The sequence below is a fragment of the Bacillus sp. FSL K6-0255 genome, assembly GCF_045040725.1.
Lineage (GTDB): Bacteria > Bacillota > Bacilli > Bacillales > Bacillaceae > Bacillus > Bacillus subtilis.
In genome coordinates, this window is sequence record NZ_CP150278.1 from 1260786 (window position 1) to 1283830 (window position 23045).

A 23045-nucleotide genomic window follows, 5' to 3' on the forward strand; every position below is an offset into this window, starting at 1 on the left:
AACAGGCTTTCACCCATTCTCCTGCAGATGCTACGCAGTCAGATTTGACTGTGCTTTCTTTTTCGGTTTTCTCGGCTGTGAAGCGAAGGTATGTAACATCATCCCCGCTATTATAATGAACAAACCGGCAAATGATAATAGAGATGGGAAAACGCCTGACAGCAGAACAATTTCACCAAGCAGCGCGAAAATCACTTCACCGGATTGAGTGGCTTCAACAGCTGCGAGTTTTTGCGGATTGTCTCTTACCATATCAGTGGCCCAGAAAAATAAAACCGTCGCAATGATGCCTGAGCTGACGGCAACGATAAAGGATTGAACGGTTTGACTTGCTGTTGGAAGGCCATCTGACCACCAGCCGTAAGCTGCTAATATAAGCCAGAATGGAAGGCTTGCCAATGTCATTCCAAGCACGCGCTGAAATGTATCAAGCCGGCCTCCGTATTCTTCGAGCATTCTCCTGTTTCCTAACGGATAGGCAAAAGCCGCAATGACAACCGGCAGCACACTGAAAAGCAGCATCCTCCCAGAAAGCGATTCTGCATGCTGAAGCTGAATCAGAGCCGCTCCAATCAGGATGATCATGGAAGTGCCAAGTGAAACCAGGGGAATCTTTTGGCGAACGAGCTGCGGACCGCCCGGCATATCTTGTTTGACATAAAACAAAGGAGATAAGAGCACCCCGGCTACAATTGTAATTTGCCAGGTTCCGGCTATGAGCCACCCCGGACCGTATGCAGCCGCAAATGTAATCGGCGCGTAAAAAAGCACGAAGCCGACGAAGCTCCATTTGATCCAATAAAACGGCTTTTTCCTCATCTCTAGTAAGAGAGGCGTGAATGTCCCTCTCATGATGACAATCAAACATAAAAACGGCACCATAAAAATAAAGCGCAGCGAAGAGCTCCAAAGCCAGCTGCCTCCTGATAACTCCATCGCTCTGTTTAATATAAAGGTAACGGCGAAAAAGAGTGAAGCCAATATTCCGATAACGATAGCTTTCATGATATCCCTCATTCTGGCATTATTTTTTTATACTATACTATTCGGTATCATGCAGATCAATGGAATCATGAGAAAAACATCATGTTTGGCGAACCGCTATGTGTGGAAGACAAAAAAGGGAGGTGAAATTGATGGAAAAAGAGACACAGACATACTTCTTTCCGGATGACGGCAGGATTCCGAATCACCCTGATTTTCCGCTCGTGGTGTATCAAAACGCGCTTAAGGACACCGGACTGGCAGAGCGGATCGTCACCCGGCATGGCTGGTCAAACAGCTGGTCAGGGAGTGTTTTTCCATACCATCATTATCACAGCAATACGCATGAAGTCCTGATTGCCCTTAGGGGAGAGGCTGTGATTCAGTTTGGGGGAGAAAAAGGGGCTGCCATCCCTTTCAAATCAGGCGACGCAGTCGTGATTCCAGCCGGAGTCGGACATAAAAAGCTCAGCTCAAGCCCCGATTTTACTGTCCTTGGCGCCTATCCCGGTGGCGTTCAGTATGATATGAAGACGGGGAAGCCCAATGAGCGAGAGGAAGCGGTCAAACAGATTAAGCAGGCGGCGTTGCCGGCGAATGATCCGATCACAGGAAAAAGAGAGCCTCTATTGGAAATATGGGTAAAGTGAAGGGGAGAAATTGTTGGATTGTCAATAACTAGTGCCGCAGAAACGTTATGACATGAGCTCCATATAAATTAATTTCATAATCGAAGCAATTCACGTTCAAATTTTGTTCAAAAAGTGTTATCATATAGAAGGTAATCGAATTGGAGTTTTTTGTGTTTGCTATTTTCAGAGAGAGTAAAGGATTTTGACTTATTCAATTGTTTATTTTTAGATAAAAATAATACTGAATATGGCAAGATGAAAAACTGGGTAGTAAACATTTATTTTTGTAAATGATTGTGCACGAATTCACAATCCTTATTCTTATGCCTTAAAAGCGTGAGACAGGGAGAGGCACTACCCTTTCCAAAAAAATCAGCAAACTGCTTATAGTAAAGGAGAATTGGATATGCCAGAAACAATCGATCAAACAAATGCGTCTGTCAGCCAAAGCCAGCAAGATCTTATTGATCAGCTATTAAAGCCAGAAGTTCAAGAATCATTGACTGTTTTAGTTGACCAGCTTCCGAAGCTGACTGAGTTAGTGAATATTTTAACGAAGTCTTATGATTTCGCTCAGTCTGTAGCGACTGACGAAGTGTTAAAGAGCGACACAGTCGGTGCGATCACTGAAATTCTCGAGCCTGTAAAAGAAACAGCGAAAGAAGTAGCTGCGACTGCGATCGAAGCAAAAGACCGCGCGGAAGCAAGCAACGAAACAATTGGACTTTTCGGCCTTCTTCGCATGCTGAAAGATCCTCAAGCTCAAAAGCTGTTCCGTTTTGCTAACAGCTACCTTGAAGTCATGAACGAACGCGAAAACCAAAAATAATCTCAGATTCAAATTGATATAAAGGACGGAGGATATACGATGTCAAAACATATTGTCATTCTAGGCGCTGGTTATGGCGGAGTTCTTTCTGCTCTAACAGTTCGCAAACATTACACAAAAGAACAAGCACGCGTGACAGTGGTAAACAAATACCCAACTCACCAAATCATTACGGAATTACACCGCCTTGCTGCAGGCAACGTGTCTGAAAAAGCGGTTGCAATGCCATTAGAAAAACTTTTCAAAGGCAAAGACATTGATCTTAAAATTGCGGAAGTAAGCTCTTTCTCTGTTGATAAAAAAGAAGTTGCGCTTGCTGACGGTTCTACATTAACTTACGATGCGCTTGTTGTAGGTCTTGGTTCTGTAACGGCTTACTTCGGCATCCCAGGTCTTGAAGAAAACAGCATGGTATTGAAATCTGCTGCTGATGCGAACAAAGTCTTCCAGCATGTTGAAGATCGTGTGCGAGAGTACTCTAAAACGAAAAACGAAGCAGATGCAACAATCCTTATCGGCGGAGGCGGCTTAACAGGTGTTGAGCTTGTTGGTGAGCTTGCTGACATCATGCCGAACCTTGCGAAAAAATACGGCGTAGACCATAAAGAAATCAAATTGAAACTTGTTGAAGCAGGTCCGAAGATCCTTCCTGTTCTTCCGGATGATCTTATCGAGCGTGCGACTGCAAGCCTTGAAAAACGCGGCGTTGAGTTCTTAACAGGTCTTCCTGTTACAAATGTAGAAGGAAACGTAATCGATCTGAAAGACGGATCTAAAGTTGTTGCCAACACATTTGTTTGGACTGGCGGCGTACAAGGTAACCCATTAGTCGGTGAATCAGGCCTAGAAGTGAACCGCGGACGCGCGACTGTAAATGACTTCCTGCAATCTACATCTCATGAAGATGTATTCGTTGCTGGAGACAGCGCAGTTTACTTCGGTCCAGACGGCCGTCCATACCCGCCAACTGCACAAATCGCATGGCAAATGGGTGAGCTGATCGGTTACAACCTATTCGCTTACCTGGAAGGCAAAACGCTTGAAACATTCAAGCCAGTAAACTCTGGTACACTTGCAAGCCTTGGACGCAAAGACGCGGTTGCCATCATTGGTGCTAATTCTACACCGCTTAAAGGTCTTCCTGCTTCCTTGATGAAAGAAGCAAGTAATGTACGATATTTGACACATATTAAAGGACTTTTCAGCCTGGCTTACTAATCCTTTTAATGAATCTGGCATTGCCAAAAGCATTCCTTTCCGAGTGCTTTCTGGCAATGTCTTTTTTTATGTTTATGACAGCGTTAACATTTCATTTTCAAAAAAGAGATTGATCCCAAAGGAATATAAAGGTAAAATAAAAACAAATCAAAATGTTAACGTTAACATTTTGAAATAGAATGAAAGACGGTGAGGACATGGAACCCTTCATGGGCGAAAACTTTTTATTGAAAAATGAAACCGCTGTCAGCCTCTATCACAATTATGCGAAAGACATGCCAATTATTGATTACCACTGCCACTTAAGTCCGAAAGAAATCTATGAAAATAAGACATTTCAAAACATCACGGAAGCCTGGCTGTATGGTGACCATTATAAATGGCGCATCATGAGAGCCAATGGAATTGAGGAGACATACATCACCGGAGATGCGCTTGATGAAGAGAAATTTATGGCTTGGGCGAAAACCGTGCCGATGGCGATTGGCAATCCGCTCTACAACTGGACTCACTTAGAATTGCAGCGTTTTTTTGGCATTTATGAGATTTTAAACGAGAAGTCCGGGCCGGCTATATGGAAACGGACAAATGAACTGCTCAAAGGGGAAGGCTTCGGGGCAAGGGATTTAATCGTGAAATCAAATGTAAAGGTCGTGTGCACCACGGATGACCCTGTCGATTCTCTTGAATACCATTTATTATTAAAAGAAGACAAAGACTTTCCTGTCAGCGTGCTGCCCGGATTTCGGCCGGATAAAGGGCTTGAGATCAATCGTGAAGGCTTTCCTGAGTGGGTGCAGGCGCTTGAAGATGCCGCCGCCATATCGATTACAACCTATGATGCGTTTTTAAAGGCGTTGGAAAAACGAGTGCGATTCTTCCACTCAGCCGGCGGCAGAGTTTCTGATCACGCGATAGATTCAATGGTATTTGCCGAAACAACAAAAGAAGAAGCTGGACGGATTTTTTCTGACAGATTACAAGGAACAGAGGTTTCTTGTGAAGATGAGAAGAAATTTAAGACATATACGCTTCAGTTTCTTTGCGGTTTGTATGCGGAGCTCGATTGGGCGATGCAGTTTCATATCAACGCTTTAAGAAACACGAATACAAAAATGATGAAAAGGCTCGGACCTGATACAGGGTATGATTCAATGAACGATGAAGAAATTGCTAAGCCTTTATACAAGCTGCTGAACTCAGTTGAGATGAAGAACCAGCTGCCGAAAACGATTTTATATTCACTGAATCCAAATGATAACTATGTCATCGCCAGCATGATCAACAGTTTTCAGGACGGTATTACCCCGGGAAAAATACAATTCGGCACAGCCTGGTGGTTTAACGATACTAAAGACGGAATGCTCGACCAAATGAAAGCGTTATCAAATGTTGGCCTTTTCAGCCGTTTTATCGGTATGCTCACCGATTCCAGAAGCTTTCTTTCGTATACGCGCCACGAATATTTCAGGCGGATCGTCTGCAATTTGATTGGAGAATGGGTGGAAAACGGCGAAGTGCCGCGCGATACGGAGCTTCTGGGAAGCATCGTTCAGGGGATTTGCTATGACAATGCGAAACACTACTTTCAATTTCAAGAAGAGAAAGCAAACGTGTAACAAAGTATCCGCTCAGTATCGCTGAGCGGATCACTATCCGAAAATTCTTAAGACACAGAGGTGGAACATGCGAACTGAACTGGCAAATAAGGTTGTGTCGGTCGAAACGGAAAAAAGGCTTTCATTGAAAGAGAAAATGTCCTATGGTTTTGGTGATTTTGGCAATGGTTTTATGTTTGATCTCGGCCAGATTTATTTATTGAAGTATTTCACTGATGTAGCGGGAATCCCCGCTGCGATGGCCGGCGGCATTTTTTTAGTCAGTAAGCTGTTTGCGGCGATAACAGATCCAATTGTCGGCTCATCAATCGATTATCGCAAAAACATCGGCAAACGGGGGAAATTCAGGCCTTATCTATTAATCGGCAGCCTCGTGCTTGCGGTGCTTACTGTTCTTATTTTTCTGTCTCCCAATGTATCAACGACCGGAAAACTGATTTATGCATATGCATCCTATATGATTTGGGGCATCGGCTATTCGTTTGTGAATATTCCGTACGGCTCATTAGGGGCAGCGATGACTCAAAATTCTGAGGACCGGACCTCCATTTCAACGTTCCGCCAAATCGGATCACTTGGCGCCTTGTTTATCACGAGTGTGGCCGTGATGCCGCTGCTCGTCAAGTTTGATAATCCGAAGGTCGGCTACCCGGTGGTCATGGGCTTGTTCGCCGCGCTCGGTGTGTTTTGGTTTTATATTTGCTACCGCAACTGCAAAGAGCGCATTGTCATATCGGAAGCACCCAAAGAAAAATTAACACTCTCATCTGTCGTCAAAACATTTATTACAAATAAACCGCTGTTAACCCTTGTCCTGATGACGATTTTTTCAATTTCCGCATACAACATTAAATCCGCCATGCTCGTCTATTTCGCACAATATAACTTGGGCAATGTTGAATTAATGGCTTATATGAACTTCATCATTATTGGTTCTTCCTTTTTGGGCGTCGTATTCCTACCAAAGCTCGTCAAGATGTTTGGAAAGAAACGAACGGCAATGATCGGCTTCGGCATCAGTGTGGCCGCGGATCTGATCAACTTTATGCTTCCATCTAACGTTTATGTGTTTACAATTCTCGCCAGTATCGCCTTTATCGGAATCAGTATCCCAAATGGCATCACGTGGGCTCTTGTCTCCGATATTATCGACTATGGCGAATGGAAATCCGGTGAACGGAAGGAAGCAACGACATATTCACTTTTCAATTTCTCAAGAAAGCTTGCTCAATCTTTGTCTGGCTTTCTCTCGGGGATCGGTTTGGGGATTATCGGCTATGTGCCGAATGCAGTCCAGACAGCACAGGCGCTGATTGGCATCAAAGCGCTGCTTCTTCTGTATCCGGCAATTGCTTTGGCATTAGCGATGATCATTATCGGCTTTCTTTATAAACTCACAGACCAGCAGCATGCTCAGATCGTTCAGGATCTTCATCAAAAGAGCTGACAATATAATATAGAGAATATTTAAAATAATTTGTAAATAAAATGTGTTTGTAGGGGTTTCGCTAGGAGAGTGCCCAAAAAACTGAAAAGGAAGGAGGCACTTGTTTGAAAACGATAACAATTGCAGCTGAAGAAGCAAAGGGACTCGTTCGGCAAAAGCTGGCCGGTGCCGGTTTGAATGAACGAGATGCTGAAAAAGTAGCAGATGTTCTCGTGCACGCTGATTTGCGCAATGTACATTCGCATGGCGTGCTGCGCACAGAACACTATGTGAACAGGCTTTTAGCGGGAGGGATCAATCCTGGGGCACAGCCTGTTTTTAAAGAAACGGGGCCTGTGACCGGGGTGCTTGACGGAGACGATGGTTTCGGTCATGTGAATTGCGACATGGCGATGGACCATGCAATTGACATGGCGAAGAAAAAAGGAGTAGGCATGGTCACGGCCGTAAACAGCAGCCATTGCGGAGCGCTAAGCTATTTTGTGCAAAAAGCGGCTGACGAAAAGCTGATCGGAATGGCAATGACGCATACAGACAGTATCGTTGTTCCGTTTGGGGGGAGGACTCCTTTTTTAGGGACAAATCCGATTGCTTACGGTGTTCCGGCTAAGCATAAAAAACCGTTTATCCTAGATATGGCGACATCCAAAGTGGCTTTTGGGAAGATTCTGCAGGCCCGTGAAGAGGGCAAAGAAATTCCTGAAGGATGGGGAGTCGATGAAAACGGAGAAGCAGTAACTGATCCTGACAAGGTCGTCTCACTTTCAACATTCGGGGGCCCGAAAGGCTATGGACTATCGATTGTAGTGGATGTGTTTTCCGGATTGCTGGCGGGCGCGGCTTTTGGCCCTCATATTGCCAAAATGTACAACGGCCTTGATCAAAAAAGAAAGCTGGGGCATTACGTTTGCGCGATCAATCCATCCTTTTTTACTGACTGGGATACGTTTTTAGAGCAGATGGATGCCATGATTGATGAACTGCAGCAATCACCGCCGGCTGTTGGATTCGAAAGAGTGTATGTGCCCGGCGAGATCGAGCAGCTGCATGAAGAAAGAAATAAGAAAAACGGAATTTCTATCGCCCGGAGCGTGTATGAATTCTTAAAAAGCAGGTGAGTAAAATGAAAGCGGTTCAAGTGCGAAAAGCGTATGATCTGGTGACAGCGGAGGTGAAGAAGCCAGTTCTTTCAAAGGATGATGAAGTGCTCGTGAAAGTCAAGCGAGTCGGCATTTGCGGTTCAGACATGCACATTTATCATGGAACGAATCCGCTCGCTACCCTCCCGAGAGTCATCGGACACGAGGTAACGGGACAAGTGGAGGCAGTTGGTGCGAATGTACAGAGCCTAAAACCCGGTGATCATGTGGTGATTGAGCCGATTTCTTATTGCGGATCGTGCTATGCCTGCCGCAAAGGGCGGCCGAATGTTTGCGCCAAGCTTTCTGTATTTGGCGTACATGAGGACGGAGGCATGCGGGAATATATTGTGCTTCCGGAAAGACAGCTTCACGCGGTCTCAAAGGACTTGCCTTGGGAGGAAGCAGTCATGGCCGAGCCTTATACGATAGGCGCCCAGGCAGTGTGGAGAGGCCAGGTGGAAAAAGGTGATACCGTCCTGATCCAGGGAGCGGGGCCCATCGGGATCTGTGTGTTAAAAATGGCAAAACTGGCGGGCGCTGCTGTCATGATGACTGACTTGAACAACGAGCGGCTGGCATTTGCGAAAGAAAACGGCGCCGATGCTGTTGTAAATGTCCAAGCAGAACATGTTGCCGAGCGGGTCCTTGAATGGACTGGGAATGAAGGAGCAAACGTGGTCATTGATGCTGTTTGCCTGCCGGAGACTTTTGCACTTTCAATTGAGGCTGTGTCACCGGCGGGACATGTGGTTGTGCTTGGATTTGATGAAAGAGCGGCTCAGATTTCTCAGCTGCCAATTACAAAAAAAGAAGTCACGATAACCGGATCCCGATTGCAGACCAATCAGTTTCCAAAAGTGGTAGAGCTTTTGAATGGAGGCCGGTTAATGCATAACGGGCTGGTGACCCATACATTTTCAGTTGATGACGTTCATCATGCATTTCAGTTTATTAAGGAGCATCCAGATCAGGTGCGGAAAGCCGTCATCACGTTTGATTAAATGACTGAATCCGGAGGTGCGAGCATGAATATGACATTCCGATGGTATGGACGAGGCAACGATACAGTCACACTTGAATACGTGAAGCAAATTCCCGGTGTCAAAGGCATCGTTTGGGCTCTCCATCAAAAGCCCGTCGGCGACGTGTGGGAAAAAGAAGAAATCAGAGCCGAAACTGAATATATTCAATCCTATGGTTTTCATGCTGAAGTTGTAGAAAGCGTGAATGTTCACGAAGCGATTAAACTTGGGAACGAAGAACGCGGCCGGTATATTGAAAACTACAAGCAAACGATCCGCAACCTTGCCGGATTTGGCGTGAAAGTGATCTGCTATAATTTTATGCCGGTTTTTGATTGGACACGCACGGACATGTTCCGGCCGCTAGAAGATGGATCGACCGCTCTGTTTTTTGAAAAGGCCAAGGTGGAAAGCCTTGATCCTCAAGAGCTGATTCGGACGGTGGAGGAAGCATCCGACATGACACTGCCGGGGTGGGAGCCCGAAAAATTGGCTCGGATCAAAGAGCTTTTTGCTGCCTACAGAACGGTCGATGAAGAAAAGCTATGGGACAATTTATCATTCTTTTTGCAGGAAATTCTTCCTGTTGCTGAGGCCTATGGTGTTCAAATGGCCATTCATCCGGATGACCCGCCGTGGCCGATTTTCGGACTGCCGCGCATTATCACAGGAGAGGCAAGCTATAAGAAACTGCGGGCGATATCAGATTCACCGTCTAATTGTATCACCCTTTGTACAGGTTCAATGGGAGCCAATCCCGCTAACGACATGGTGGAGATCGCTAAAACGTATGCCGGCATCGCTCCATTTTCACATATTCGCAATGTGAAAATTTATGAGAATGGCGATTTTATTGAAACATCTCATTTAACAAAGGATGGTTCGATCAACATTCAAGGCGTGATGGAAGAACTGCATAAGCAGGATTACGAAGGATATGTCAGACCGGATCATGGGCGCCATCTTTGGGGCGAGCAATGCCGCCCGGGATATGGCTTATACGATCGGGCACTTGGCATCATGTATTTGAACGGGCTGTGGGACGCTTATGAAGCAATGGCAAAAAAAGAGGTGGGCATATGATCCCGCTGCATGAGAACCTGGCTGGTAAAACGGCTGTCATCACTGGCGGCAGCGGCGTGCTTTGCTCTGCGATGGCCCGGGAGCTAGCCCGTCATGGCATGAAGGTGGCGATTTTGAATCGGACGGCTGAAAAAGGCCAAGCGGTCGTGAAGGAGATAACGGCGGCTGGCGGCACAGCGTGCGCTGTTGCTGCGGATGTGCTGGACAGGATGTCACTGGAGCGGGCAAAGGAAGACATCCTTGGCCAATTTGGCGCTGTTGATCTGTTAATTAACGGGGCTGGCGGCAATCATCCTGACGCGATAACCGATGTGGAGACATATGAAGAAGCGGGAGAAGGCCAATCCTTTTTTGATATGGATGAGAGGGGCTTTCTAACTGTATTCTCCACCAACTTCACCGGTGCGTTTCTGGCCTCGCAAGTGTTTGGTAAAGAACTGCTGAAGGCGGATTCACCCGCGATCATCAACCTTTCTTCCATGAGTGCTTATTCACCTATGACGAAGGTTCCGGCATACAGTGCTGCGAAAGCATCCATCAATAATTTTACGATGTGGATGGCTGTTCATTTTGCCGAAACCGGGCTGCGGGTCAATGCGATTGCCCCAGGCTTCTTTCTGACAAAACAAAATCATGATCTGCTGATCAACCAAGACGGAACGTTCACCAGCCGATCTCACAAAATTATTGCGGGAACACCGATGAAGCGCTTCGGAAAACCGGAGGATTTGCTCGGTACGCTCCTTTGGCTGGCGGATGAATCCTATTCCGGTTTTGTCACTGGGATCACCGTTCCTGTCGATGGAGGATTTATGGCTTATTCAGGTGTGTAACGAAAGCGGTGCAACAGAAACTGAACCAACATAGGGGTGAGGTTGAGATGTTTTCAAAAGATAAGCTTCCCGTTATCCTTTTTTTGTTCCTGGCAGGGGTGATTAATTACCTGGATCGCTCGGCGCTTTCCATTGCAGCTCCTTTTATTCAGGATGATCTCACATTGTCTGCCACACAAATGGGCTTGATTTTCAGCAGTTTTTCGATAGGTTATGCCATTTTTAATTTTCTTGGGGGCGTGGCATCCGACCGCTATGGGGCAAAGCTGACCTTGTTTGTCGCGATGGTTGTTTGGTCGCTGTTTAGCGGAGCAGTCGCCCTCGCTTTTGGCTTTGTCAGCCTGCTGATTATACGCATTCTCTTCGGAATGGGAGAAGGCCCGCTTTCGGCGACCATCAACAAGATGGTGAACAACTGGTTCCCGCCGACCCAGCGGGCGTCCGTTATCGGTGTAACCAACAGCGGCACGCCCCTCGGGGGAGCCATTTCCGGCCCGATAGTCGGCATGATCGCAGTGGCGTTCAGCTGGAAGGTATCCTTCGTTCTCATTATGATTATTGGATTGATATGGGCAGTGCTCTGGTTCAAGTTTGTCAAAGAAAAGCCGCAAGAGACGATCAAGGAAGCACCGGCAATAAAAGCAGAAACGTCTCCCGGAGAAAAAATTCCGCTCACCTTTTACCTGAAGCAAAAAACAGTCCTGTTCACGGCGTTCGCTTTTTTCGCTTACAACTACATCCTCTTCTTCTTTTTGACATGGTTTCCGAGCTATCTTGTCGACGAGCGGGGATTAAGTGTTGAATCGATGAGTGTCATCACGGTCATACCGTGGATTTTAGGATTTATCGGGCTGGCTGCGGGGGGATTTGTTTCTGACTATGTGTACAAAAAAACGGCCCGAAAAGGTGTGCTGTTCTCGCGCAAGGTTGTGCTTGTCACGTGTTTGTTTTCATCAGCTGTCCTGATTGGTTTTGCCGGGCTTGTGGCAACGACTGCGGGGGCTGTCACTCTTGTCGCTCTGTCAGTGTTCTTTCTTTATTTGACCGGTGCTATCTATTGGGCTGTCATTCAAGATGTGGTTGATCAAAACAATGTCGGTTCTGTTGGCGGCTTCATGCATTTCCTCGCCAACACGGCAGGAATTATCGGCCCGGCTTTAACCGGATTTATTGTTGACCAAACAGGCACGTTTTCTGGAGCATTTTTGCTTGCCGGTGGGCTGGCTGTCTTCGCTTCACTTGCTGTGATTCGTTTTGTCCGTCCAATCATTGGTAAGCCAGCGGGAACAGAAGCTGAGAATCCTGTGTCTTATTAATCTGGAAATATAGTGGGAGAGGCGGTATGTTTGATGATACAATATACAGTAAATAATCGCAGCCGGTATGATAAGGAAGGGAATTAGATGGTAACCATAAAAGATATCGCAAAACTCGCAAACGTATCCCACACTACTGTTTCCAGAGCACTCAACAACAGCCCTTACATCAAAGAACATACGAAGAAAAAAATATTAGAGCTAGCAGAGCAGCTCAACTATACACCAAATGTAAATGCGAAAAGTCTGGCGATGCAAAAGTCGCATACGATCGGGCTATTCTTTACAAGCATTACAAACGGAACCTCACACAGCTTCTTTGCAGACACTATCAAAGGCGTCAATCAAGCCATAAGTGAGGATTACAATCTGTATGTGCGCGGCATTGATGATCTGAAAAACTATGACTCCGTTACACCGATGAGATATGACGGCATCATTTTAATGAGCCAAAGTGACATTGATAATTCTTTTATTTACCATATTCGCGAAAAAAACATTCCGCTTGTCGTGCTGAATCGTGATATTGATGATCGTACCATCACGAATATTTTGTCCAATGACAAGGAAGGCTCTCAAGAAGCTGTAGAATACTTCATTCAGTCCGGACATCAAGACATCGCCATCATCGAGGGGATCGAAGGCTTTAAATCCTCCCAGCAGCGAAAGGAAGGGTACTTATCCGCACTGATTCAACATCATATTCCGATCAAGCATGAATACAGTGTCAAAGGACAGTACGATATGGAAAGCGGCTTTCAAGCGATGGAGCGGCTGCTGGCACTGCCGAATCCTCCAACCGCTGTTTTTTGTTCGAATGATGACATGGCAATCGGAGCGATGAATGCGATATTCGCAAAGGGCCTGCGCGTTCCTGATGATATTTCGGTGATCGGGTTTGATGATATTGGGTTTTCACAGTACATCACGCCAAGGCTTTCAACAGTAAAGCGCCCAGTGGAGAAAATAAGCGTGCTCGGTGCGCAAAAACTCTTGTCGCTGATCAGCGAGCCCGAAACAAAAGCAGAAAAAATCTTGGAAAACACAGAATTTATGGTGCGTGATTCAGTCAGACGATTGACGACGTGATGTCCCGTTTTTCAGCGGGCATTCTTTATACAGAAAAATGTTAACGTGTGCATAAAGTGAGAGGGAGGCAATAAGGGTGCAGAAGCTGAATAAAAATGTGTACGATCACTATACTCAGTATCCAGAAAAAATTCTCCAATTCGGAGAAGGAAACTTTCTTCGGGGATTTATCGATTGGCAGATTGATCAATTGAATCAACACACTGATTTTAATGGGAGCGTGGCAGTTGTCCAGCCAAGAGGCTCAGAAAAAATCAAACGATTAAATGAGCAAGATGGATTATATACACTTTTTTTACAAGGAATGAAAGACGGAGAAGCGGTAAACGAGCATATGATTATCAACTCAATCAGCCGGGGAATTGACCTGTTTTCTGATTATGAAGCATACAAAGAATTGGCATCAAGCGAAAGGCTTCGGTTTATTATCTCCAACACCACTGAGGCTGGGATTGTATGTGATGAAAAAGATCGTTTAGAGGATAGGCCGCAAAAAACATTCCCTGGGAAATTAACTGCATTTCTTTACTTTCGCTATCAGGCTTTTAAAGGAGATCAGACAAAAGGGTGTGTCCTGATCCCATGTGAACTGATCGAGAATAACGGTGAAAAGCTGAGGGAAACGGTTCTTCATTATGCACATCTGTGGAAGCTGGAGGAAGGATTTACACAGTGGATTCATGAGGCCAATACATTTTGTAATAGTTTAGTAGACCGGATTGTTCCGGGTTTTCCCGTCGACAGCATTGATGAGATCACGGCAGATCTTGGCTATCAGGATGATTTGATAGTTGTGGGAGAGCAATATTATTTGTGGGTTATCGAGGGGCCTGATTGGATTGGAAAAGAACTTCCCTTTGCGGCTGCAGGGCTGCATACAAAGATCGTCAGCGACCTCACCCCATACCGGACTAAAAAAGTAAGAATTTTAAATGGCGCTCATACAGCAATGACGCCAGTGGCTTTATTATACGGCTTGAAGACTGTTAGGGATGCAGTCGAGCATCCGGAAGTGGGGCGATTTATAAGAGAGCTGATTGATGACGAAATTCTTCCTGTTTTAAAAATGGAAGGTCTTTCTCAGTATGCTGACGATGTGCTGAACCGTTTTAAAAACCCGTATATTAAGCATTACCTGGAAAGCATTGCATTGAACGCCATTTCCAAATTCAAAACGAGAAACCTGCCGACTCTTAAGGAATATGCTGAACAAAAGGGACAGCTTCCTGAACGCTTGGTGTTTTCTTTCAGCGCTCTTCTGTATTTTTATCATGATAACGAGACATTGCAGGATGATCCGGCAGTTCTTCAATTTTTCAAAGAGGTTTGGTGTCAGGAGGATGGCGACATGCTTCGGATTGCATCAAGAGTGTTAGGCGAACAGCGGCTGTGGGGGGCAGATCTCAATGAGATACCGAAGCTGACTGATAGAGTCGCTGTTTACTTGAATCATATTCATGAGCTGGGCATGCAGAGGGCTCTTGAACAATACTGCATACAAGGGGGAGAGGTACGTTGAAGTCGTTTATAAAGATTCATAAGCAAGATAATGTCCTTCTTGCTCTGCGGGATATTCAAAAGGGAGAGAGGCTGCATGCTTACGGCGTGTCGCTTGAAGTAAAGGATGATATAAAAAGAGGCCACAAGATTGCATTGCAGCTTATTAAAGAAAATGACAGCATCATCAAGTACGGGTTTCCAATTGGGCATGCATCACAAGATATCTCGATCGGAGAGCATATTCATGTCCATAATACGAAAACAAACCTGTCTGATATCCAATCATACAGCTATACACCGAGATTTGATGAAAATCCGTATACTAATGAGAACCGGACGTTTAAAGGTTTTAGAAGAGAAAACGGAGATGCGGGTGTACGGAATGAATTGTGGATTGTCCCAACTGTCGGCTGTGTCAATGGAATAGCAGAAAAAATGCTGCAGCGTTTTGTCAGAGAAACAGGGGATATCGCTCCATTTGATAACGTACTGGTGTTAAAGCATCAATACGGATGCTCGCAGCTTGGCGATGATCACGAAAATACGAAGCAAATCCTGCTGAATGCCATTCGCCATCCAAATGCCGGCGGCGTCTTGGTGTTAGGGCTTGGCTGTGAAAACAATGAGCTGGCAAGAATGAAGGAAGCACTGCAAGATGTGAACCTGGAGCGGGTGAAGTTTCTGGAATCCCAGTCGGTGACCGACGAAATGGAGGCAGGTGTTGCTTTGCTGAAGGAAATTCATGAAGCGGCCAAAGGAGATAAGAGAGAAGACATTCCGCTGTCTGAACTGAAGATCGGGCTGAAATGCGGAGGTTCGGACGGTTTTTCCGGCATAACCGCAAACCCGCTGCTTGGACGTTTTTCAGATTATCTCATTGCACAGGGAGGGAGCACGGTGCTGACGGAAGTACCGGAAATGTTCGGCGCAGAAACCATCCTGATGCAGCGGGCTGCCAATGAAGAAGTGTTTCATAAGATAGTCGATTTAATCAATGATTTCAAACAATACTTTATTAAACATGATCAGCCGGTGTACGAAAATCCCTCACCGGGCAACAAAGCGGGCGGCATTTCTACACTTGAGGATAAATCGCTGGGCTGTACGCAAAAAGCGGGGATTTCTCCTGTCACGGATGTCTTGAAATACGGGGAAGTGCTCAAGACAAGAGGGCTGACGCTTTTGAGCGCGCCAGGCAATGATTTGATCGCCTCCTCCGCATTGGCGGCGGCCGGCTGCCAAATTGTCCTCTTTACAACGGGGAGAGGCACGCCGTTTGGCACCTTTGTCCCGACGGTGAAAGTAGCGACAAACACCGAGCTGTATGAAGCGAAGCCGCATTGGATTGATTTTAACGCAGGCCTTTTAGCAGAGGATGATGTTCATGAGGAATATGTGCTGCGTGAGTTTATCCACTATATGGTTGAGGTGGCAAGCGGCCAGCTTGTGAACCATGAAAAAAATGATTTCAGAGAACTCGCCATTTTTAAATCGGGTGTGACGCTATAATAAGAAAAGGCTATCCTTCAAGCGGATAGCCTTCTTCATTAAATCAATTTTAAACCGCTGACTAAAATAATGGACGCCATAATAAATTGCAGTGGACGCGGGGAGAATCGAGGCGAAAGATGGCTTCCGATCAGCACGCCGGGAATTGAACCAATGAGCAGATTAGCTGCCAGCATGTAATCCACGCTTCCGAAGCTAGCGTTCAAAATGCCTGCTGCCGTAACAAGAAGAAATGCATGCGCGATATCTGTTCCGACAATCTGTGACGCTTTCATGTTAAATAAGTAAATCATGGCGATTGCAAATAATGAGCCGGAACCGATTGATGTTAAGCCGACGATAAACCCAAACACAACACCAATAAGAATCGTCAGCGCCCGCTTATTTTCAAGCGGCATCAGCTGCCAGCGGTTGGGACGAAGTTTTCTATCCAAAAACAAACGAACGATGATTGAAATGGCAACCAGCGTTAACACATATCCTAGAGCGTGCTTAATAATTTCTTCCTGATGCTGGTGAAAGGCGGGGAACAAATGCAAGATGCCAATGGCTAGCGAAGCACTCGGAATACTGCCGATGGCTAAGTATTTTACCAATTTAAAGTTAATCGTTTTCTGCCGCCAATGGGAGGCAACGCCAAAGAGCTTTGTGATCGAGTTATATACAAGATCTGTACCGACCGCGATGGAAGGATTAATTCCAAGCACAATTAAAAGGGGAGTTAATAAGGCCGCTCCACCCACTCCCGTCAATCCGACTAAGGCTCCGACAAACAAACCCATCAATATGATGCTTACACTCATGATAAAGGCCTCCTGAAAACCCGACTATTTTTATCAGATTATATATGATTAGGACGCGTTAATCAATTAAATTTTTTGAATTTTTGCACGTTAGCTGCTTGAAATTTTGGTATGCTCAATATCTCTATTCATTTGCCCTATAATGAGTGTCTGGACGAAATCGAGAAGTACTAAAGGCGCAAAAAAAGATACCTCTTAACAGGTATCTTTTTTCTTGTTTACGCTACATGCGCTGCTGATAGAAAGGAAGCTCAGTGTGGCCCATTTCCCGCACATACACGAACAGGTTGCCTTTATGGTGAATTTCATGCTCCATTGCAAGCTGAAGCAGCGCGCGGCCTGTGACTTTTCTGCCGAAAGCGGATGTCAGATCAATTTCTCTGTCCAGCTGCTCTTCAGTCAGCTGTTCAAGGATAGCGGCCGTTTTTTCTGTATATGTTTTTGCCAGAACATTGAGATCTGTTTCTGTTTCTTCCTGCTTGTTTTGAAATGGTGAGGCATTGCCTTCCTTAATGACATTTGCGAACAAGTGGAAAGACGTAAGAATGTGTTTGACCAGCTCTTCTGCTGACATTGATGTTTCTGCCGGTTTGTAGCTGTAATGGTCTTTGCTGATTTTTTCGGCAAGCTCATTGGTCACGTTTCGATGGGATAAAAAATGGCTGACAATTTGATTGGATTGGCTCATTATGATCTCCTCCATATGTAAAAATAAATGGTGCAATGAAATCCTATATCAACGGTTATGAATTCACAAGTAATATGCTGTGGGATGAAACAAAATGCTATGTCAATCGTATATATAACGTTCACAAAACATGAAATGGAGTATAAACATGACTAACATACCTTTCATTTATCAGTACGAAGAAAAAGAGAATGAAAGAGCTGCGGCGGGCTACGGCACTTTCGGTTACCTTATCACACGGATTGAAGAAACGCTTTATGATCAATACGGTGTATTCTATGAGCTCTATGCCAGTGATGATCCAAATACGGAATACTGGGAGCTTCTTGTAGAAGATGTCCGCAGCGGTTCATTGGAGCCTGAGCATGTGGCATATATATTTGAAAAGCTTGAAAAGAAAACCTTTGCTTACGATGAAGATGAGAAAGAACCGGATTATACCGTCCATAAGTCTATAAGAAACAGTGTATACGCGTATCCTGAAAAGGGAGTTGCTTTTGCCAGAATTCCATATTTTCAAGATGGGAGCATTATGAGTTTTGATTGTCTGTTTGCGGTTAACGATGAAAAGATGCGTGCATTTCTGGAGGGAGTCAGACCGCGTCTTTGGGAAAAAAGCAAGCGGAAAGTGACCGTGTTTACGGATGGAGATGGAGGGACTTCAAGAGAGCAGGAAGCCATTGTCAGAGAGGTTCAGCGGAGTCAAGTCATCATGAATCCGCTATTGAAAAAAGAGATATACAGATCAATTGATCAGTTTTTTCATAGTGATAAATCGTTTTATCAAACATATGACATCCCTTACAAGCGCGGCATTCTGTTATATGGACCTCCTGGAAACGGAAAGACGACGTTAGTGAAGTCGATCGCAGGCAGTATCGATGCACCTGTTGCTTATTGGCAAATTACTGAATTTACGTCGAGCGAGACAATAGAAGAAGTCTTTCAGGCAGCGAGACGCCTCGCTCCTGCAGTTCTGGTCATCGAGGATATAGATTCGATGCCGGAAGATGTGCGGTCCTTTTTTCTCAATACGCTGGACGGCGCGACATCAAAAGAGGGGCTATTTCTCATCGGTACGACAAACTATCCCGAAGAGATCGATCCAGGTTTGATGAATCGTGCAGGGCGATTTGATCGTGCCTATGAAATCGGGCTTCCGGATGAAGAGCTGCGGCTGGAATATATGAAAATGAGAGGCTTTGGCATCTTTTTGAGTGAAGGAGAAATAAAAAACGCCGCAAAACTTACAGAAGGCTTTTCCTTTGCACAGCTGGGAGAATTATATGTATCTTCAGCCCTTCAATGGCACCAAGAAGGGAATCATCATATTGAAACCATGGTGAAAGACATGACAGGAGAGCAAAGAAAAAGCCAGCGGGGAAGCTGGATGGAAAGAAACAAAGTCGGTTTTCACTAAAAGAAAGCACGGGTGTTTGAAAACCCCGTGCTTTTTTGTTGCGGTTAGCCGAAATTCGACAATTGCGGTTATTTTGCGTTCTTCTTTTTCTTGTAAATATGATAAAATATGACATATCTCGGGTAATTCAAAAGGGGGGATTAATTGAGGATGAAGCAGACGATTCCGTCCTCATATGTCGGGCTTAAAATTAATGAATGGTATACTCATATCCGGCAGTTCCACGTCGCTGAAGCCGAACGGGTCAAGCTCGAAGTAGAAAGAGAAATTGAGGATATGGAAGAAGACCAAGATTTGCTGCTGTATTATTCTTTAATGGAGTTCAGGCATCGTGTCATGCTGGATTACATTAAGCCTTTTGGAGAGGACACGTCGCAGCTGGAGTTTTCAGAATTATTAGAAGACATCGAAGGGAATCAGTACAAGCTGACAGGGCTTCTCGAATATTACTTTAATTTTTTTCGAGGAATGTATGAATTTAAGCAGAAGATGTTTGTCAGTGCCATGATGTACTATAAACGGGCAGAAAAGAATCTTGCTCTCGTCTCGGATGATATTGAGAAAGCCGAGTTTGCTTTTAAAATGGCTGAGATTTTTTACAATTTAAAACAAACCTATGTTTCGATGAGCTACGCCGTTCAGGCATTAGAAACATACCAAATGTATGAAACGTACACCGTCCGCAGAATCCAATGTGAATTCGTTATTGCAGGTAATTATGATGATATGCAGTATCCAGAAAGAGCATTGCCCCACTTAGAACTGGCTTTAGATCTTGCAAAGAAAGAAGGCAATCCCCGCCTGATCAGTTCCGCCCTGTATAATCTCGGAAACTGCTATGAGAAAATGGGTGAACTGCAAAAGGCAGCCGAATACTTTGAGAAATCTGTTTCTATTTGCAAGTCGGAAAAGTTCGATAATCTTCCGCATTCTATCTACTCTTTAACACAAGTTCTGTATAAACAAAAAAATGACGCCGAAGCGCAAAAAAAGTATCGTGAAGGATTGGAAATCGCCCGTCAATACAGTGATGAATTATTTGTGGAGCTTTTTCAATTTTTACATGCGTTATACGGAAAAAACATTGACACAGAATCGGTCTCACACACCTTTCAATTTCTTGAAGAACATATGCTGTATCCTTATATTGAAGAGCTGGCGCATGATGCTGCCCAATTCTATATAGAAAACGGACAGCCCGAAAAAGCACTTTCATTTTATGAGAAAATGGTGCACGCACAAAAACAAATCCAGAGAGGAGATTGTTTATATGAAATCTAAATGGATGTCAGGTTTGTTGCTCGTTGCGGTCGGGTTCAGCTTTACTCAGGTGATGGTTCATGCAGGTGAAACAGCAAACACAGAAGGGAAAACATTTCATATTGCGGCACGCAATCAAACATGATGCATAAAAAAAGACCCTTAGGGGTCTTTTTTATTTCTTCAGCTTCCATTCTTTTATTGTCAGCTCAGAAGATCCGCTTGCCACCAGCGGATCCGCATGCCCGATTTCCGCTGCCTCTTCCAGTGAATCTGCTTCGATGACATACGCTCCGCCTGTGGCGTCGCTGAATGGCCCAAACATTTTTAAACGCTTTTCTGCCTGTAAACGATCCAGAAATTCATAGTGCCCAGCAACATGCTCCTGATTAAATTTCTCCGTTCTCATTGTCAGCATTAAATATGTATACATATTCAGACCCTCCGTGAACTTCAGTTTAACATATTTATCCATATTACAGTGTAGATGATATGAGTTTTTCGTCCTACGAATGCCACCTATTTATGAAAAAAGAAAAGGAGAGATGATAGGTGAGCATTCCAGTAAAGCAAAATTTGGTTTCTGAGGCGAAATACGCGTTGAAGTGTCCTAATGCAATGTCCGCTGAATACATTACCATTCACAACACGGCAAACGATGCGTCAGCGGCCAATGAAATCAGCTATATGATCGGGAACACAAGCTCGACAAGCTTTCATTTTGCAGTCGATGATAAAGAGGTGATTCAAGGTCTGCCGCTTAACCGAAACGCCTGGCACACAGGTGACGGCACAAACGGTCCGGGAAACCGCAAATCAATCGGCGTTGAGATTTGCTACAGCAAATCGGGAGGCCCGAGGTATGAGGCAGCTGAAGCCTTGGCGATTTCATTTGTTGCACAGCTGTTGAAGGAGCGCGGCTGGGGCATCGATCGGGTGAGAAAGCATCAGGACTGGAGCGGAAAGTATTGCCCGCACCGCATTTTATCAGAGGGGCGCTGGGATCAAGTGAAGGCGGCGATTGAAAAGGAATTAAACGGGGGCGTATCAGCGAAAAAAGCTGCAGTCTCTTCTTCGGCGTCTGAATATCATGTAAAAAAAGGCGACACACTGTCAGGGATTGCCGCATCACACGGGGCCAGTGTGAAAACGCTGCAAAGCATAAATCATATCACTGACCCGAACCACATCAAAATCGGACAGGTGATCAAACTGCCTCAGACGGCATCTGCTTCTAAAAGCCATGCCGCATCCTCATATCCGCTCCCATCCGGCGTGATCAAAGTGACAAGCCCGCTGACGAAAGGGACAAAAGTAAAGCAGGTGCAGACTGCTTTAGCCGCTCTTTATTTTTATCCTGATAAAGGAGCGAAAAATCACGGCGTTGACGGCGTTTATGGCCCGAAAACAGCAAATGCAGTGAAACGTTTTCAGTCTGTCAGCGGTTTAACGGCTGATGGGATTTACGGTCCGAAAACGAAAGCGAAGATGGAGGAAAAGCTGTAAATGAAAAGACGGAAGCTGTGAAGCTTCCGTCTTTTCGCCTTACATACAAACTGCGGCAAGCACCTTTTGAATATCATAAATGCTCTCATCTTTTTTAAACTGCTTTGAGACAGCGGGAAGTTCCGCGCCAGAGATCCAAATTTTCAGCTCTGAATCAAGGTCAAAGCGGCCGGCAGTTTCCACGCTGAATCTGGAAATGCTTTTGTACGGAATCGATTGAAATTCCGTTTTCTTGCCTGTGATTCCCTGTTTATCTACAAGGATAAGCCGCTTGTCAGTAAAGACAATCAAATCGCGAACCAGCTTAAACGCGGCTTCAACATTCTCACCCTCAAGTAAAATATGGGCAAGCTCTTCTTTCACAGCAGCCGTTGACAGTGTTGACGCATTGCCGAGTAATCCATCAATAAACCCCATCATATACCTCCTCTGCGTATTCTATCAAATCATACTATAAAAAAGGTTTTCATTCATAGATGAGTAGAGTAAACTGGTGCTGACTGGTAAAGGGGGCGTTCAAAATGGAAGATATGTATGACAGCTTTGCAGCCCTTTCTGCTTCTGAGTCGGAGTACCGGATTATTTATGAGGAGAAAAACGGAAGTGAGCTTATCGTCCTCGGTCCTCACGGCGGCAGAATTGAGCCTGGCGTCAGTGAACTGGTGCGGGCATTTTCGGATCGATGTTCCATCTATTTGTTTGAGGGTCTAAAGCAGCGAAACAACCGTTCCTTGCATCTCACTAGCATTCGTTTTGATGAGCCGCTGGCTTTAGAAAAAGTGAATGACCACCATTACGCATTAGCGTTTCACGGGTATTATGATCCGAAAATCCCGCATACATTGGTCGGGGGGGCGGATCGTAAAAAAGCCAAGCTCATTTGTGAGCGTCTGAATGAAGCAGGTTTTAGCGCCGAGCTCACTAATGAGAAAGACCGCCTGGCAGGTGTACACCCAAACAATATTGTCAATCGGACGAAAAGAGAAATGGGACTGCAATTGGAGGTAAGCACGGCACAGCGAAATGCGCTATTCCGCAATTTTGGGTGCCGTGATAAAAGCTACATACAAAACGATTTGTTTGATCGATATGTGGAAGCCGTCAAGCTTGGCTTTTATAAATAAAACTAGACGGGACCTGCACGG

23 protein-coding genes are annotated in these 23045 nt (G+C 45.2%); 18 read left to right on the forward strand and 5 right to left on the reverse strand.

Annotation, left to right across the window (positions count from 1 at the left end; genetic code table 11):
- Positions 1-30 precede the first annotated feature (30 nt).
- Complete coding sequence (locus MHB62_RS06560; RefSeq protein ID WP_020425117.1) at positions 31-1005, reverse strand: multidrug resistance efflux transporter family protein; 975 nt, start codon at positions 1003-1005, stop codon at positions 31-33.
- A 131-nt stretch (positions 1006-1136) separates the two neighbouring features.
- Here MHB62_RS06560 and MHB62_RS06565 point away from each other — a divergent pair, with 131 nt between their 5' ends.
- From MHB62_RS06565 to MHB62_RS06625, 13 genes are all read left to right on the forward strand, one after another.
- Positions 1137-1634 (forward strand): cupin domain-containing protein, encoded by a 498-nt coding sequence (locus tag MHB62_RS06565; protein ID WP_019712500.1) that lies wholly within the window; start codon positions 1137-1139, stop codon positions 1632-1634.
- 388 nt (positions 1635-2022) lie between these two features.
- Positions 2023-2445, forward strand: a complete 423-nt coding sequence (locus tag MHB62_RS06570; protein ID WP_003220510.1) for a DUF1641 domain-containing protein — start codon at positions 2023-2025, stop codon at positions 2443-2445.
- 39 nt (positions 2446-2484) lie between these two features.
- On the forward strand, positions 2485-3663 hold the full coding sequence (locus MHB62_RS06575; RefSeq protein WP_003232765.1) for an NAD(P)/FAD-dependent oxidoreductase: 1179 nt from the start codon (positions 2485-2487) through the stop codon (positions 3661-3663).
- A gap of 197 nt (positions 3664-3860) precedes the next feature.
- The gene (uxaC, locus tag MHB62_RS06580) at positions 3861-5282 is read left to right on the forward strand and encodes a glucuronate isomerase (RefSeq protein ID WP_026009833.1); all 1422 of its coding nucleotides are present in this window, start codon (positions 3861-3863) and stop codon (positions 5280-5282) included.
- Between the two features lie 67 nt (positions 5283-5349).
- On the forward strand, positions 5350-6729 hold the full coding sequence (locus MHB62_RS06585; RefSeq protein ID WP_019712452.1) for an MFS transporter: 1380 nt from the start codon (positions 5350-5352) through the stop codon (positions 6727-6729).
- A 104-nt stretch (positions 6730-6833) separates the two neighbouring features.
- Positions 6834-7847 (forward strand): ureidoglycolate dehydrogenase, encoded by a 1014-nt coding sequence (gene allD / locus MHB62_RS06590; RefSeq protein WP_019712453.1) that lies wholly within the window; start codon positions 6834-6836, stop codon positions 7845-7847.
- 5 nt (positions 7848-7852) lie between these two features.
- Positions 7853-8872, forward strand: coding sequence for a zinc-binding alcohol dehydrogenase family protein (locus tag MHB62_RS06595; RefSeq protein WP_003245542.1), 1020 nt, complete (start codon positions 7853-7855; stop codon positions 8870-8872).
- A 24-nt stretch (positions 8873-8896) separates the two neighbouring features.
- Positions 8897-9976: a mannonate dehydratase gene (gene uxuA / locus MHB62_RS06600; RefSeq protein ID WP_003244855.1), complete on the forward strand. Its 1080-nt coding sequence runs from the start codon at positions 8897-8899 to the stop codon at positions 9974-9976.
- Positions 9973-10809 carry an SDR family oxidoreductase gene (locus MHB62_RS06605; protein ID WP_003245605.1) on the forward strand — a complete coding sequence of 279 codons (837 nt, stop codon included), beginning with the start codon at positions 9973-9975 and terminating at the stop codon, positions 10807-10809. The genes uxuA and MHB62_RS06605 overlap by 4 nt, the downstream gene beginning before the upstream one ends.
- Before the next feature lie 47 nt (positions 10810-10856).
- On the forward strand, positions 10857-12125 hold the full coding sequence (locus tag MHB62_RS06610; protein ID WP_003245531.1) for an MFS transporter: 1269 nt from the start codon (positions 10857-10859) through the stop codon (positions 12123-12125).
- A gap of 87 nt (positions 12126-12212) precedes the next feature.
- Positions 12213-13214, forward strand: a complete 1002-nt coding sequence (locus MHB62_RS06615; RefSeq protein ID WP_003244946.1) for a LacI family DNA-binding transcriptional regulator — start codon at positions 12213-12215, stop codon at positions 13212-13214.
- Between the two features lie 76 nt (positions 13215-13290).
- Positions 13291-14733: a tagaturonate reductase gene (locus tag MHB62_RS06620; RefSeq protein WP_003245710.1), complete on the forward strand. Its 1443-nt coding sequence runs from the start codon at positions 13291-13293 to the stop codon at positions 14731-14733.
- The gene (locus MHB62_RS06625; RefSeq protein WP_019712454.1) at positions 14730-16223 is read left to right on the forward strand and encodes a UxaA family hydrolase; all 1494 of its coding nucleotides are present in this window, start codon (positions 14730-14732) and stop codon (positions 16221-16223) included. The genes MHB62_RS06620 and MHB62_RS06625 overlap by 4 nt, the downstream gene beginning before the upstream one ends.
- Before the next feature lie 38 nt (positions 16224-16261).
- Here MHB62_RS06625 and MHB62_RS06630 read toward each other — a convergent pair whose 3' ends face one another.
- A complete protein-coding gene (locus MHB62_RS06630) occupies positions 16262-17026 on the reverse strand; it encodes a sulfite exporter TauE/SafE family protein (protein ID WP_014476525.1) in 765 nt (254 codons plus the stop codon).
- Positions 17027-17249: 223 nt separating this feature from the next.
- The gene (locus MHB62_RS06635; protein ID WP_014479541.1) at positions 17250-17714 is read right to left on the reverse strand and encodes a DinB family protein; all 465 of its coding nucleotides are present in this window, start codon (positions 17712-17714) and stop codon (positions 17250-17252) included.
- A 148-nt stretch (positions 17715-17862) separates the two neighbouring features.
- Here MHB62_RS06635 and yjoB point away from each other — a divergent pair, with 148 nt between their 5' ends.
- From yjoB to phrA, 3 genes are all read left to right on the forward strand, one after another.
- Positions 17863-19134, forward strand: coding sequence for an ATPase YjoB (yjoB, locus tag MHB62_RS06640; RefSeq protein WP_003245490.1), 1272 nt, complete (start codon positions 17863-17865; stop codon positions 19132-19134).
- Between the two features lie 144 nt (positions 19135-19278).
- Positions 19279-20415: a response regulator aspartate phosphatase RapA gene (gene rapA, locus MHB62_RS06645; RefSeq protein WP_015252291.1), complete on the forward strand. Its 1137-nt coding sequence runs from the start codon at positions 19279-19281 to the stop codon at positions 20413-20415.
- Positions 20405-20539: a phosphatase RapA inhibitor PhrA gene (gene phrA / locus MHB62_RS06650; RefSeq protein ID WP_003245487.1), complete on the forward strand. Its 135-nt coding sequence runs from the start codon at positions 20405-20407 to the stop codon at positions 20537-20539. The genes rapA and phrA overlap by 11 nt, the downstream gene beginning before the upstream one ends.
- Positions 20540-20569: 30 nt before the next feature.
- On the opposite strand, the gene MHB62_RS06655 is transcribed toward phrA, so the two are convergent.
- A complete protein-coding gene (locus MHB62_RS06655; protein WP_003232731.1) occupies positions 20570-20827 on the reverse strand; it encodes a YciI family protein in 258 nt (85 codons plus the stop codon).
- A gap of 119 nt (positions 20828-20946) precedes the next feature.
- Between MHB62_RS06655 and MHB62_RS06660 the strand changes: the two genes are divergently transcribed.
- Positions 20947-21900, forward strand: coding sequence for an N-acetylmuramoyl-L-alanine amidase (locus tag MHB62_RS06660; RefSeq protein ID WP_032721375.1), 954 nt, complete (start codon positions 20947-20949; stop codon positions 21898-21900).
- Between the two features lie 39 nt (positions 21901-21939).
- Here MHB62_RS06660 and MHB62_RS06665 read toward each other — a convergent pair whose 3' ends face one another.
- The gene (locus MHB62_RS06665; protein ID WP_014476529.1) at positions 21940-22317 is read right to left on the reverse strand and encodes a PH domain-containing protein; all 378 of its coding nucleotides are present in this window, start codon (positions 22315-22317) and stop codon (positions 21940-21942) included.
- A gap of 104 nt (positions 22318-22421) precedes the next feature.
- Between MHB62_RS06665 and MHB62_RS06670 the strand changes: the two genes are divergently transcribed.
- Positions 22422-23024, forward strand: a complete 603-nt coding sequence (locus MHB62_RS06670) for a poly-gamma-glutamate hydrolase family protein (RefSeq protein ID WP_015252289.1) — start codon at positions 22422-22424, stop codon at positions 23022-23024.
- Positions 23025-23045: the final 21 nt, after the last annotated feature.

Bases quoted from the DNA above. Each gene is read 5' to 3' on its own strand.
- MHB62_RS06560 (WP_020425117.1), bottom strand. From the start codon at position 1,005: ATGAAAGCTATCGTTATCGGAATATTGGCTTCACTCTTTTTCGCCGTT.
- MHB62_RS06565 (WP_019712500.1), top strand. From the start codon at position 1,137: ATGGAAAAAGAGACACAGACATACTTCTTTCCGGATGACGGCAGGATT.
- MHB62_RS06570 (WP_003220510.1), top strand. From the start codon at position 2,023: ATGCCAGAAACAATCGATCAAACAAATGCGTCTGTCAGCCAAAGCCAG.
- MHB62_RS06575 (WP_003232765.1), top strand. From the start codon at position 2,485: ATGTCAAAACATATTGTCATTCTAGGCGCTGGTTATGGCGGAGTTCTT.
- uxaC (WP_026009833.1), top strand. From the start codon at position 3,861: ATGGAACCCTTCATGGGCGAAAACTTTTTATTGAAAAATGAAACCGCT.
- MHB62_RS06585 (WP_019712452.1), top strand. From the start codon at position 5,350: ATGCGAACTGAACTGGCAAATAAGGTTGTGTCGGTCGAAACGGAAAAA.
- MHB62_RS06595 (WP_003245542.1), top strand. From the start codon at position 7,853: ATGAAAGCGGTTCAAGTGCGAAAAGCGTATGATCTGGTGACAGCGGAG.
- uxuA (WP_003244855.1), top strand. From the start codon at position 8,897: ATGAATATGACATTCCGATGGTATGGACGAGGCAACGATACAGTCACA.
- MHB62_RS06605 (WP_003245605.1), top strand. From the start codon at position 9,973: ATGATCCCGCTGCATGAGAACCTGGCTGGTAAAACGGCTGTCATCACT.
- MHB62_RS06610 (WP_003245531.1), top strand. From the start codon at position 10,857: ATGTTTTCAAAAGATAAGCTTCCCGTTATCCTTTTTTTGTTCCTGGCA.
- MHB62_RS06615 (WP_003244946.1), top strand. From the start codon at position 12,213: ATGGTAACCATAAAAGATATCGCAAAACTCGCAAACGTATCCCACACT.
- MHB62_RS06630 (WP_014476525.1), bottom strand. From the start codon at position 17,026: ATGAGTGTAAGCATCATATTGATGGGTTTGTTTGTCGGAGCCTTAGTC.
- MHB62_RS06635 (WP_014479541.1), bottom strand. From the start codon at position 17,714: ATGAGCCAATCCAATCAAATTGTCAGCCATTTTTTATCCCATCGAAAC.
- yjoB (WP_003245490.1), top strand. From the start codon at position 17,863: ATGACTAACATACCTTTCATTTATCAGTACGAAGAAAAAGAGAATGAA.
- phrA (WP_003245487.1), top strand. From the start codon at position 20,405: ATGAAATCTAAATGGATGTCAGGTTTGTTGCTCGTTGCGGTCGGGTTC.
- MHB62_RS06655 (WP_003232731.1), bottom strand. From the start codon at position 20,827: ATGTATACATATTTAATGCTGACAATGAGAACGGAGAAATTTAATCAG.
- MHB62_RS06665 (WP_014476529.1), bottom strand. From the start codon at position 22,317: ATGGGGTTTATTGATGGATTACTCGGCAATGCGTCAACACTGTCAACG.
- MHB62_RS06670 (WP_015252289.1), top strand. From the start codon at position 22,422: ATGGAAGATATGTATGACAGCTTTGCAGCCCTTTCTGCTTCTGAGTCG.